The organism is Streptomyces sp. NPDC058008 (assembly GCF_042886395.1).
Taxonomy (GTDB): Bacteria; Actinomycetota; Actinomycetes; order Streptomycetales; family Streptomycetaceae; genus Streptomyces.
On the sequence record NZ_JBHVQX010000002.1, the window covers coordinates 138,356 to 150,509 of the forward strand.

At 71.0% G+C, this 12,154-nt stretch carries 10 protein-coding genes; 4 read left to right on the forward strand and 6 right to left on the reverse strand.

Annotation, left to right across the window (positions count from 1 at the left end; translation table 11 throughout):
• Positions 1 to 51: 51 nt before the first annotated feature.
• Positions 52 to 1,083 (reverse strand): class II fructose-bisphosphatase, encoded by a 1,032-nt coding sequence (gene glpX, locus ACFVS9_RS02375; RefSeq protein ID WP_203182245.1) that lies wholly within the window; start codon positions 1,081 to 1,083, stop codon positions 52 to 54.
• A 90-nt stretch (positions 1,084 to 1,173) separates the two neighbouring features.
• On the opposite strand from glpX, the gene ACFVS9_RS02380 reads away from it, so the two are divergent.
• Positions 1,174 to 1,827 (forward strand): DUF4245 domain-containing protein, encoded by a 654-nt coding sequence (locus tag ACFVS9_RS02380; RefSeq protein ID WP_389929562.1) that lies wholly within the window; start codon positions 1,174 to 1,176, stop codon positions 1,825 to 1,827.
• A 276-nt stretch (positions 1,828 to 2,103) separates the two neighbouring features.
• Here the strand turns inward: ACFVS9_RS02380 and ACFVS9_RS02385 are convergent, their stop codons facing one another.
• The 4 genes from ACFVS9_RS02385 to ACFVS9_RS02400 all read right to left on the reverse strand — a co-directional run bounded on the left by ACFVS9_RS02385 (position 2,104) and on the right by ACFVS9_RS02400 (position 6,547).
• Entirely contained in the window at positions 2,104 to 2,694 is a 591-nt protein-coding gene (locus ACFVS9_RS02385; RefSeq protein WP_383118504.1) for a malonic semialdehyde reductase, read from the reverse strand.
• A 948-nt stretch (positions 2,695 to 3,642) separates the two neighbouring features.
• Positions 3,643 to 3,897 (reverse strand): exodeoxyribonuclease VII small subunit, encoded by a 255-nt coding sequence (locus ACFVS9_RS02390; protein ID WP_383118503.1) that lies wholly within the window; start codon positions 3,895 to 3,897, stop codon positions 3,643 to 3,645.
• A 40-nt stretch (positions 3,898 to 3,937) separates the two neighbouring features.
• Entirely contained in the window at positions 3,938 to 5,167 is a 1,230-nt protein-coding gene (xseA, locus tag ACFVS9_RS02395) for an exodeoxyribonuclease VII large subunit (protein WP_389929564.1), read from the reverse strand.
• Positions 5,168 to 5,197: 30 nt separating this feature from the next.
• Positions 5,198 to 6,547: an APC family permease gene (locus ACFVS9_RS02400; protein ID WP_383118501.1), complete on the reverse strand. Its 1,350-nt coding sequence runs from the start codon at positions 6,545 to 6,547 to the stop codon at positions 5,198 to 5,200.
• 78 nt (positions 6,548 to 6,625) lie between these two features.
• On the opposite strand from ACFVS9_RS02400, the gene ACFVS9_RS02405 reads away from it, so the two are divergent.
• Together ACFVS9_RS02405 and ppgK are read left to right on the forward strand one after the other, a co-directional pair.
• Entirely contained in the window at positions 6,626 to 7,666 is a 1,041-nt protein-coding gene (locus ACFVS9_RS02405; protein ID WP_389929566.1) for a 4-hydroxy-3-methylbut-2-enyl diphosphate reductase, read from the forward strand.
• Between the two features lie 438 nt (positions 7,667 to 8,104).
• Complete coding sequence (gene ppgK, locus ACFVS9_RS02410; protein WP_383118499.1) at positions 8,105 to 8,842, forward strand: polyphosphate--glucose phosphotransferase; 738 nt, start codon at positions 8,105 to 8,107, stop codon at positions 8,840 to 8,842.
• 112 nt (positions 8,843 to 8,954) lie between these two features.
• On the opposite strand, the gene ACFVS9_RS02415 is transcribed toward ppgK, so the two are convergent.
• Entirely contained in the window at positions 8,955 to 9,566 is a 612-nt protein-coding gene (locus ACFVS9_RS02415; RefSeq protein ID WP_383118498.1) for a DUF6542 domain-containing protein, read from the reverse strand.
• A 230-nt stretch (positions 9,567 to 9,796) separates the two neighbouring features.
• Here ACFVS9_RS02415 and ychF point away from each other — a divergent pair, with 230 nt between their 5' ends.
• Complete coding sequence (gene ychF, locus ACFVS9_RS02420) at positions 9,797 to 10,885, forward strand: redox-regulated ATPase YchF (protein WP_383118497.1); 1,089 nt, start codon at positions 9,797 to 9,799, stop codon at positions 10,883 to 10,885.
• The last annotated feature ends 1,269 nt before the right edge of the window (positions 10,886 to 12,154 follow it).

The window sequence follows — 12,154 nt, forward strand, 5'->3', positions numbered from 1 at the left end:
CGCCGGTGGGGGCCGCCCGGCCGGACGGCCCCCACCGGCGTGCCTCCGCGGCTACTTGGCCCGGTCGAAGTCGATCGCGCTGTAGGCGCGCAGCTTCGAGAGCCGGTGCGTCGAGTCGATCCGCCGGATCGTGCCCGACTTGGACCGCATCACCAGGGACTCGGTGGTGGCCGTCTCCGCGCGGTACCGCACACCGCGCAGCAGTTCACCGTCGGTGATCCCGGTGGCGACGAAGAACACGTTGTCGCCGCTGACGAGGTCATCGGTGGACAGGACCCGGTCCAGGTCGTGGCCGGCGTCCAGCGCGCGCTGCCGCTCCGCCTCGTCCTTGGGCCAGAGCTTGCCCTGGATGACACCGCCGAGGCACTTTATGGCGCACGCCGAGATGATGCCCTCGGGAGTGCCGCCGATGCCCATGAGCAGGTCGACGCCGGTCCCCTCGCGGGCGGCCATGATCGACCCGGCGACGTCGCCGTCGGAGATGAACTTGATCCGCGCGCCGGTCTCCCGGATCTCCTTGACGACGCCCTCGTGCCGGGGCCGGTCCAGGATGACGACGGTGACGTCCTCGGGCGTCGAGCTCTTGGCCCGTGCGACGCGCCGGATGTTCACGGACACGGGGGCGTTGATGTCGACGAAGTCGGCGGCCTCGGGGCCGGTGACCAGCTTGTCCATGTAGAAGACGGCGGACGGGTCGAACATCGCGCCGCGGTCGGCGGCGGCCAGTACGGCGATGGCGTTGGGCATGCCCTTGGCGTTGAGCGTGGTGCCGTCGATCGGGTCGACGGCGATGTCGACCTCGGCACCGGTGCCGTCACCGACGCGCTCGCCGTTGAACAGCATGGGGGCTTCGTCCTTCTCGCCCTCGCCGATGACGACGATGCCGTTCATCGACACGGTGGAGACGAGCGTACGCATGGCTTTCACGGCGGCACCGTCGGCGCCGATCTTGTCGCCGCGGCCCACCCAGCGCCCGGCGGCCATGGCGGCGGCCTCGGTGACGCGCACCAGTTCCAGGGCCAGGTTGCGGTCGGGAGCCTCCGGGGAGACCTCGAGCTGGGACGGCAGATGATGCTCGGACATCGGAGCGCACCTTTCTGTACGACGACGACCGGAAATGAGGGTCCTGTGACTCTATCGGTAGGTCGATAAAATGAGCAGGGCGGGTCACGTATGAGCGGGCGCCCGATGGCCGGGCGCCCGGAGGCCCATGCCACCATTGAGTCCGTGGCAAGCAAGCGAGGCAAGCAGACCGTCCGGGACATGATCCTGTCGATGCTCGTGATCACCGCAGTGGCGGGCGTCGTCTACATCTTCATCCCGCACGACGACAAGGCCGATCCGATCAAGGCGGTCGACTACCGGGTGGAGCTCGCGACGGCCCGCCGTGCCGCGCCGTACCCGGTGGCGGCGCCGGACGGGCTGCCGGAGGGGTGGAAGCCGACCTCCGTCTCGTACGAGGGCCGCAACGGCTCCGGCTGGCACCTCGGCTTCCTCGACCCCGACGACCGGTACGTGGCCGTGGAGCAGTCCACGACCCCGGCGAAGAAGTACGTGCCCCAGGTCAGCCAGGACGCCGAGAACACCGGCCGGACGCGCGACGTGTCGGGCCGGTCCTGGGAGGTCTGGAAGGGCCCGAAGTACGACGCGCTGGTGCTGCACGCCGACGACGTGACGACGGTGGTCACCGGCTCGGCCCCGGCGGAGCGGCTGGCGGAGATGGCCGCGGCGCTGAAGACGGCCCCCGCCGCCACCGGCACGGACGCCCCCGCCACCGACGCCCCTGCCACCGACGCCCCTGCCGACGAGGCTCCCGCCGCTTCCTGACCGTGCGCGAGGCCGCCGGGCGGGCGGAGACGTGCGAAGGCCCCGCGACGCTCGGCGGCGCGGGGCCTTCGTCTGCTCCGGGGAGCCCGCCGCTGGGCCGTTGGTCCGGTGGGTCCGGGGCCGCTCCGGGGCGGGTGGGTCTTCCCCGGGCTCCGGTTCCTGGAGTCCGGGGCGCGGGGTTGGGTCCCTGTGCCCCGGCCTCTGGAGGCCTCTGGAGTCCGGTCCGTGCGGTCCGGTCCGTGCGGTCCGGCCCCGGAGTCCGGTCGCGGAGGGGGATCAGACGGTGGTGACGACCTCGTCGTACGACAGGCGCGGCAGGCGCGGGAACCAGGCGTCGTCGCCGGGCTTGCCGATGTTGACGGCCATGAGCAGCTTGTGGTCGCCGTCCAGGAACTCCTTCTCGATGCCCGCGGCGTCGAAGCCGGTCATCGGGCCCGCGGCGAGACCGGCGGCGCGGACGCCGATGATGAAGTAGGCGGCCTGCAACGAGGCGTTCAGCGAGGCGGACCGCTCGCGGACCGGGAGCTCGGAGAAGAAGGCGTCCTTGGCCTGCGGGAAGTGCGGCAGGAGAGCGGGGAGCTCCTCGTGGAACTCGTGGTCCGCGACGAGCAGGGCGACCAGCGGGGCGGTCGCGGTCTTCGGCCGGTTACCCTCGGCCATGTGCTTGACCAGACGCTCGCGGCCCTCGGCCGAGCGGACCAGGACGACGCGCAGCGGCGACTGGTTGAAGGCGGTGGGGCCGTACTTGACCAGGTCGTAGATCGCCTGGACCTGCTCGTCGGTCACCGGCTCGTCGGTGAACGTGTTGGCCGTGCGGGCCTCGCGGAAGAGGAGGTCCTGGGCGGCGGGGTCAAGAACGAGGGACATCTGGAGCGTTACCTTCCGGACGGATACAGGTCGAGTGACGTCCTCACCGTAACCGACAGATAGATTAACTTTAAACTAAATTGGCCTGGAGTGATCGACTCCACAAGCCCCATCCGAGACGCCCCGGCCCGAACCGTCAACCCTCGCCGGACGCCGGACGCCGGACGCCGGACGCCGGACGCCGGACGCCGGACGCCGGACGCCGGACGCCGGACGCCGGACGCCGGACGCCGGACGCCGATAGCGCCCTCGGCCCGAACCGCGTGCCTTTCGTTGCTCCCCCAGGGCATGTTCGGCCCTCGGCCCTGAACCGCATATCTTTCGCCGTGCCGCGAACCGCTTCCGGGACAGGGCCGGACCGGCCGCCGTCTCCGTACCCAAGGAGCGCCCTCGGGTCGAAGCGCCCACCCGTCCCTGGCCCCGAGGCGTGTCCGGGCCTCGGCCCGAACCGCGCAACCTTCACCGTGCCGCGAACCGCTTCCGGGACAGGGCCGGACCGGCCGCCGTCTTCGTACCCAAGGAGCGCGCTCGGGCCGAAGAGCCCATCGGCGCCGCGCGCGCCCCGCGCCCCCGAGGCACGTCCGGGCCCCGGCCCCGAACCGCGCACCTTTCGCCGCACCCCGAATCGCTTCCGGGCCAGGGCCGGACCGCGTGCTGTCGCCGCATCCCGGACCTTCGCACGGCCGGAGCGCGCCTTCGCCGCGTCGCCTCGGCGGCCCCGGCCTGAACTCGAACCTTCACCTGCCCCAGGAACGCCCTCGGGCCGAAACCGTCACGAGCAGCTCCGCCGGCTCCGGAGGGGGTGCCGCCCCGGGCCCCTCGCGGCAAGCTGCTCGGTCCGTGTGCCGCCCCGGGCCCCCGTGGCGGGCTCCTCAGCTCCGTGCCACCGGGTTGAAGGGAGCGAGGCTCCTCAGCTCCGTGCCACCGGGGTCAAGGGCGCGAGGCTCCTCAGTCCGTGTCGCCGGGTTCCCGGGTGGGCTCCTCGGGGCGTGCCAGCGCCGCGTCCAGCCGCGCCCGCGCGCCCTCCAGCCAGCGCCGGCACACCGTGGCCAGCTCCTCGCCGCGCTCCCACAGGGCCAGCGACTCCTCCAGGGTCGTGCCGCCCGCCTCCAGGCGGCGTACGACCTCGATCAGCTCGTCCCGCGCCTGCTCGTACCCGAGCGTGCCCGTCGAGGCAGCCGTCGTCCCGTCGTCCGTCGTCATGCCGACCACCCTATGCGCGGCCTCCGACAAACCAGGGCCCTCATTCCGCGACGTCCGCTACTTCGGCGACCCGTACGGTGAACTCGCCCTCGGAGACCCGCGCCCGCAGCTCCCCGCCCGGCTCCCCCGCGTCCGCGGGGGAGCGCACCACATGGCCGTCGGGCCGCTGAAGCACCGCGTACCCCCGCTCCAGCGTGGCCGCCGGCGACAGCGCCACCACCCTGGCTCGGGTGTGCGCGAGCTCGGAGTCGGCGCGGTCCAGCAGATGTCCCAGCACCCTGCGGCTCCGACCGGTCAGCGCGTCCACCTCGGCCTCCCGCTCGTCCACCATCCGCTGCGGCCGCTCCATGGAGGGCCTGCCCAGCGCGTGCGCCAGCCCCCGTTCCTCCCGGTCGATCAGCCCGCGCACGGTCCGCAGGGCCCGGTCCCGGAGCTGCTGGACGCGGTCGAGCTCCTCGCCCACGTCCGGGACGACCTTCTTCGCCGCGTCCGTCGGCGTCGACGCCCGCAGATCGGCCACCAGGTCGAGCAGCGGCGAGTCCGGCTCGTGCCCGATGGCGGAGACCACCGGCGTGCGGCACGCGGCCACCGCCCGGATCAGCGCCTCGTCCGAGAACGGCAGCAGGTCCTCGACGCTGCCGCCGCCACGCGCGACGACGATCACGTCGACCTCGGGCATCCCGTCCAGCTCCCGCACCGCCTGGACCACCTGATTCACGGCGTGCACCCCCTGCACCGCCGTGTTGCGCACCTCGAAGCGCACCGCGGGCCAGCGCCGCCTGGCGTTCTCCAGCACATCGCGCTCCGCGGCCGAGGCCCGCCCGGAGACCAGGCCGATCAGCTGCGGCAGGAAGGGCAGCGGCTTCTTGCGGTCCAGGGCGAACAGCCCCTCGGCCGCCAGCGACTTCTTCAGCTGCTCCAGCCGCACCAGCAGCTCGCCGATGCCCACCGGACGTATCTCCGTGGCCCGCAAGGACAGCTGGCCCCGCGGGGCGTACCACTCGGGCTTGGCGAGGACGACGACCCGCGCGCCTTCCGTCACCACATCGGCGATCCGGTCGAAGACCTGCCGGAAGCACGTGACGCTCACCGAGATGTCGTGCGACGGATCACGCAGCGTCAGGAACACCACCCCGGCGCCGGGCCGGCGTGACAGCTGGGTGATCTGCCCCTCCACCCAGACCGCGCCGAGCCGGTCGATCCACCCGCCGATCAGCCGCGACACGTCGCCGACGGGCAACGGGGCTTCCGGGGACGTAGAGAGAGCCATACGGGCGAGCGTAGCGGCCGGTACCGACAATCAGGCGGCCCGCCGCCCCCACTGCACCGCGAGCACCACCAGTCCGATCCCCAGCCAGCACAGCCCCACCAGCTGGGCGCTCGTGGTGGCCTCCAGGATCACCGCGATCAGGATGGCCGCGCCCACCACCGGCATCAGCACGTGGCGCCACCAGCTCGGCGGACCCTCCATCCGGCGCACGGCGAACCAGCCCACCACCGACGCGTGCAGCAGCACGAACGCCGTGAGCGCGCCCACGTCCACCACCGACACGAGATGGTCGAGACCGTCGTCCTGCCGGGCCGCCCACACCGCCGCGACCATCGTCACCACCGCGGCCCCCGCGATCGCCACGCGCGGTACCCCGGAACGGGCGTCGACCCGGGACAGGAGCGAGGGCAGGCGCCGCTCCCGGGCCATCGCGAACACCAGCCGGCCAGCAGCCGCCTGCCCCGCCAGCGCCGCGAAGGCCGCCCCGATCGCCTTGCTGACGGCCACCAGGTCGTGCAGCCAGGTCCCGACCGAGACGTCCACCGCGTCGTAGAACGCCGACCCCTGCTTCACCGGGTCCGCCGCGAGTTCGGCCGAGCTCACCGGTTCCAGCAGCGCCGCCAGGTAGGACTGGACGACGAAGAGCGCCCCGGCGAGCACCAGGCAGAACAGCACCGCCCGCGCCACCTTCGCCGAACCCCCCGTCACCTCCTCCGCGAACGAGGCGATCGCGTCGAAGCCCAGGTAGGACAGCACGGCGACGGACACCGCCCCCAGCACCGCGGTCGTCGAGAACCCGGTGTCCCCGGTGAGCGGGGACAGCCAGCCGCGCTCGGCCCCGTCCCTGGCCAGCACCACCACCGCCGACACCACGAACACCAGCAGCACCACGATCTCCATGGCGAGCACCGCGAAACCCACCCGGGCCGCCGCCCGTACGCCCCAGAGGTTGAGCAGCGTCGTCACCACGACCGCGATCGCCGTCCACACCCACCGGGACACCTCGGGGACCAGCGCGTTCATCGCGATCCCGGAGAAGAGGTAGGCGACCGCAGGGATCAGCAGGTAGTCGAGCATCGCCATCCAGCCGGCGATGAACCCGGGGCCCTCCCCGAGCCCCTTGCGGGCGTACGCGAAGACCGAACCGGCGAGGGGCGCCACATGGACCATCTGGGCGTAGCTGAAGGCGGTGAAGGCCATCACCACGGTCGCCACGAGGTACACCAGCGCAACGGCCCCGTGGGACTTCGCGTCCAGGGTGCCGAACACGCCGACCGGGGCCATGGGGGCGATGAACAGCAGCCCGTAGACCACCAGGTCCCTGAACCCCAGTGTCCGCCGCAGCCTTCCCTCGTCCGCGCTGCTTCCGCTGCCCGCCATGAAGCCTCCGTCGCTGGATTGCGTTCGCCCCAGTCTCGCGACCCCAGGGATCCGGCGCCTGTTCGGTACGGCCTTACGATGGGACGCATGACTGCAACGCCCAGCCCGTCACCCGCCACCGTCCCGAGCGGAGGCGCTTCGCGCAGCAGTGACAGCCGCCGCGTCCTGCTCGCCGCGCCCCGCGGCTACTGCGCGGGCGTGGACCGCGCCGTGATCGCCGTCGAGAAGGCCCTGGAGCAGTACGGGGCGCCGATCTACGTGCGCCACGAGATCGTGCACAACAAGTACGTCGTGCAGACGCTCGAGAAGAAGGGCGCGATCTTCGTCGACGTCACCGCGGAGGTGCCCGAGGGCTCCATCGTGATGTTCTCCGCGCACGGGGTCGCCCCGACCGTCCACGCGGAGGCCGCCGAACGCAACCTCGCCACGATCGACGCGACCTGCCCACTGGTCACCAAGGTCCACAAGGAAGCCGTCCGCTACGCCAAGGAGGACTACGACATCCTCCTGATCGGACACGAGGGCCACGAGGAAGTCATCGGCACGAGCGGTGAGGCCCCCGACCACATCACGCTGGTCGACGGCCCCGAGGACGTCGCGAACGTCGAGGTCCGCGACGAGTCCAAGGTCGTCTGGCTCTCCCAGACCACGCTCTCCGTCGACGAGACGATGGAGACGGTCGGCGCGCTCAAGAACAAGTTCCCGAACCTCCTCTCCCCGCCGAGCGACGACATCTGCTACGCCACGCAGAACCGTCAGGTCGCGGTGAAGAAGCTGGCCGAGGACGCCGAGCTGGTCATCGTCGTCGGTTCCAAGAACTCCTCCAACTCGATCCGCATGGTCGAGGTCGCCCTGGACGCCGGCGCGCCGGCCGCCCACCTGGTGGACTTCGCCGCCGAGATCGACGAGGCCTGGCTGGAAGGCGTGACGACGGTCGGCCTCACCTCGGGCGCCTCGGTCCCCGACGTCCTGGTGGACGGGGTGCTGGAGTGGCTGAGCGAGCGGGGTTACGGCGACGTGGAGACGGTGAAGACCGCCGACGAGTCGATCACCTTCTCGCTGCCCAAGGAGCTCCGCCGCGACCTGCGCGCGGAGGCTGCCGCGCTCGCCGCGGAGTGACGCGTCGGCTGCTTCGCCGGCTCACGAGCAACGCCGCCGGTCGCCTCACGGGCTGACGGGCAACGTGCCGTTCGCCTCACGAGCTCACGAGCAACGGTGCCGGTCGCCTCGTCGGCTGACGGGCAAGTCCCGGCCGCCCCGCGGGCTGACAGGTAGCGGAACAGGGGACCGGCCCGGGTGGCGGACACACCACCCGGACCGGGCCCGGCCGACCGGCCGACGACACGGTCCGGGCGCTCGGGCTCTCCGGTGGACCGCCGGGGTGCGCCGGCCCACCGTGGCCGGCCCCGGTGCGCTCGTCCGCCGGTGGACGACCCGGGCGCGCGGGCTTCAGGGGCGTCGAGGGCGTACGCGCCCTCCGGCGGGCGACCCTGGTGCGCCCGCCCGGATCGCCCACCCGGGGAGTGATCCGCGCCACCTGCCCGTACCGTGGATCACATGGAGATCTTCGGTGTGGACATCGGCGGTTCAGGGATCAAGGGCGCGCCCGTGGACCTGGATCGCGGAGAGCTGGCGCAGGAGCGCCACAAAGTACTGACACCCCACCCGGCCACGCCGACCGGCGTGGCCGACGGTGTGGCCGAGGTCGTCGGCCATTTCGACTGGAAGGGGCCGGTCGGCATCACGTTCCCCGGAGTCGTCACGGGCGGCGTCACCCGGACCGCGGCCAACGTGGACAAGGGCTGGATCGACACGGACGCCGGGACGCTGCTCAGCGACCGCATCGGGCAGCCGGTCACGATCCTCAACGACGCCGACGCGGCGGGTATCGCCGAGATGACCTTCGGGGCGGGGCGTGACCGCAAGGGCACGGTCATCATGCTGACGCTCGGCACGGGCATCGGGAGCGCGGTCTTCACCGACGGGCAGCTCGTCCCCAACACCGAGCTCGGCCACCTGGAGCTGCACGGCCACGACGCGGAGAAGCGCGCCTCCACGAAGGCCAAGGAGGACGAGGACCTGAGCTGGCACCACTGGGCGCACCGGGTGCAGAAGTACCTGGTCCACGTGGAGATGCTGTTCTCGCCGGAGCTCTTCATCATCGGCGGCGGCGTGAGCCGCAAGGCCGAGAAGTTCCTGCCGCTCATCGAACACGTACGCGCCGAGATCGTCCCGGCGCAGCTGCAGAACAACGCGGGCATCGTCGGAGCGGCCATGGCGGCCGCGGGGAAGTAGCGCTACGGGCGGGAAGCTGCCCTACGGGGCAGGGCGGAGCGGGAAGCTGGGGCTGTGCGGGCGGGAGCGGCCCGGCTCCCACGCCGGGGGGAGCGGCCTGCTGCGGCGGGTCCTACGGGCGGGGGCGGCGGGTGGCCCGGTCGGCCTTGGCCAGGTGGCGCCGGCGCTCCCGCATCTGCCGGACCTTCCGCACGGTGGCGATGAGACCCGCGACGAGCGTGCCCCCGTACAGCCAGCCGGCGTGGACGGCGAGCGCGGTCACGACGGCCATCGCCCGCCCGCCGAAGCCCCCCGTGCCCCCGGACACCGGGATGACGCCGACCGCGAAGGCGATCGGCACGATGATGGGGGCGGTCACCAGGTCGGCGGGCCGTACCCAGAGCGCGGTCAGGGCGCTGACGGGCAGGAACAGCAGCCCGTACACGAGCTCCGAGCCGCCGAGGAGCAGCTGGTCGAGGCAGGCCAGCACGAACATGGTCAGGGCCGCGAACAGCCCGGCGCCGATACCGGTCAGCCGAGGATCGGGGAACCTGCGCAGCGCCAGGACCACGGGCGGGACGCCGCCCGGCCTCGAACCCCGACCCGTGCCCGTCGCCGGCGCCGAGGAGACCGACACCCGCACCGGGCCGACGGGGGCCGCGCCCTCGCCCAGACCTGCGGGCGGGGCGGGCCGGCCCTGCGGGGGCTGCCTGCGCTGCGGGGTACGAGTCCTGTGCTGCTCCACCCCGACAACCTAGGTCGCCGAGTGCACTCTTTCGGGCGTTGGACACGCGCTTTGGCCTACCTTGGCGTTGCGTTCGATCCCATGCGGCCGAAACAGCCCCGTTCGGCCGCGCGGAGGCCCCCGTCCCCGCACCCGTGACGGGCCGCCCGGCCCCGCCCGTAAACTGGAGAATCGGTCCACTCCCGGGCCCGCCCGCGCAGCTCCGCTCCTCACTTCAGGAAGTCGCCAAAGTGTCGCTCACGATCGGAATCGTCGGCCTGCCGAATGTCGGCAAGTCGACCCTGTTCAACGCCCTGACCAAGAACGACGTGCTGGCGGCCAACTACCCGTTCGCCACCATCGAGCCGAACGTCGGCGTCGTGGGCGTCCCCGACCCCCGCCTCGACAAACTCGCCGAGATCTTCAGCTCGCAGAAGCTGCTCCCCGCCACCGTCGACTTCGTCGACATCGCGGGCATCGTGCGGGGCGCGAGCGAGGGCGAGGGCCTGGGCAACAAGTTCCTGGCGAACATCCGTGAGTCCGACGCGATCTGCCAGGTCATCCGCGCCTTCAAGGACGAGAACGTCGTCCACGTGGACGGCAAGGTCTCGCCCAAGGACGACATCGAGACGATCAACACCGAGCTGATCCTGGCCGACCTCCAGTCCGTCGAGAAGGCCGTCCCGCGCCTGACGAAGGAGTCCCGCCTCCAGAAGGAGAAGGTCGCGGTCCTGGCCGCGGTCGAGGAGGCCCAGAAGATCCTCGAAGCGGGCGACACCCTCTTCTCGCAGGGCATCACGGCCGGCACCGAGAAGGGCCGCCTGCTCCACGAGCTGCACCTGCTCACCACGAAGCCCTTCCTGTACGTCTTCAACGTCGACGAGGACGAGCTGGTCGACGAGGACTTCAAGAACGAGCAGCGCGCCCTGGTCGCCCCGGCGGAGGCCATCTTCCTCAACGCCAAGATCGAGTCCGAGCTGATCGAGCTGGACGACGACGAGGCCCTCGAACTCCTCCAGTCCATGGGCCAGGAAGAGCCCGGCCTGGCCACCCTCGGCCGCGTCGGCTTCGACACCCTCGGCCTCCAGACCTACCTCACGGCAGGCCCCAAGGAGGCCCGCGCCTGGACGATCAAGAAGGGCGCCACGGCCCCGGAGGCGGCCGGTGTGATCCACACCGACTTCCAGAAGGGCTTCATCAAGGCGGAGATCGTCTCCTTCGAGGACCTGGTCGAAACAGGCTCGGTCGCCGAGGCCCGCGCCAAGGGCAAGGCGCGCATGGAGGGCAAGGACTACGTGATGCAGGACGGCGACGTGGTGGAGTTCCGCTTCAACGTCTGAACTCCACCACGTCGGTGATGTGGTGGAGTTCAGCCCGAAAGTACAAGTGACTGATGGGGGCAGGACGAGTTCGTCCTGCCCCCATCAGGTGCCCTCCGCGGTCCTTGAAGTGGGCCTCGAATGCGAGGGCGAAGGTTCCCCTCTCCCTGTCTCAGTCGTCCTATTCATTTTGGGTGCCACTGGCCTCCCTGTGACTGCTGCATCCACATTAACCACCAAAGCACCGCAGTCGGCAGTGAGCCTTTTCCAATCTCACGCAGAGGCGTGAGATTGCAGGGGAGTAAAACGTCTCCGCGCGCGGAGGTGAGACCACCGTGACGCCCTGGAGATCGCCCGCGCACCCCGCGCCCAGGGTGGTGACTGGCCCCGGATCGCCCCTGCCATCAGCAGCTGGCCGCCGACGTGGCCCGCCTGGCCTCTGCCCCGTGCGCCGATCACCGCGGTATCTGCGACTAATGCCACCAACTCCCGATGGCTGGCTACCCGAACGCCCGCCGCCGTCCAGCCTGGCGGTCAGCATGGGCGGACCGCCAGGGTCATGCGGCGCACTCCAACCTGCGGTCCGTCAACGCCGTAGGCATGACCGGGTGACATCCATTCTGATCATGACTTTTCAGTACACACAACTCTGTATCGAAAAGCGGCATACGCCTCTTTTTGTTGGTGTGCCCTGGGCCCAGGACACCGTCCCGGGCCCCGCGTGCCGAGCGTCCTGTCTCCGCCAAACGAACCGTCGAGCTGTCGGGGAGTTCGGCCGGAGCGCCGTCGCTGCGACGGGTTGACAAGCTCCCCGTGAGCATCGGCGCGGCTCCCGGCAAGATGGCGAAGGCCACCGCCGAAACCGACCCGTCCAGCGTTGACGTACAAGTACTCGGCGACGACGAAGCGCAGAGGACTGGCACCCATGGGATGCTCCTCACGCTCCAGCCCACGGACAGCGGAAGACGCTCGCAGGATGCTGTCCCGGTTTCCGTTCGGGTGGACTACAAGGGGTTCAGCGAGGCGTACGGCGGCTCCTACGGCTCCCGGCTTCAGCTCGTGCAGTTGAGTCGGAAGAACTGTGGGGGACCTATCCTAGAACCGGCGGAGATCCTGCGGCTCAGGCGCATATTGGCCCACTGTCCGAGAATTCCGTCCCGGGAAGCGTGGAGTTCTACACCACGGTTCGACCTGGCGCGGCATCAAAAAAGACGGGCTATGCCGCATGGGAAGCCGGTAAGGCCGCTGGCATCAATTCTTTCACTTCTGATGGCAAAGATTGGGCTTCTA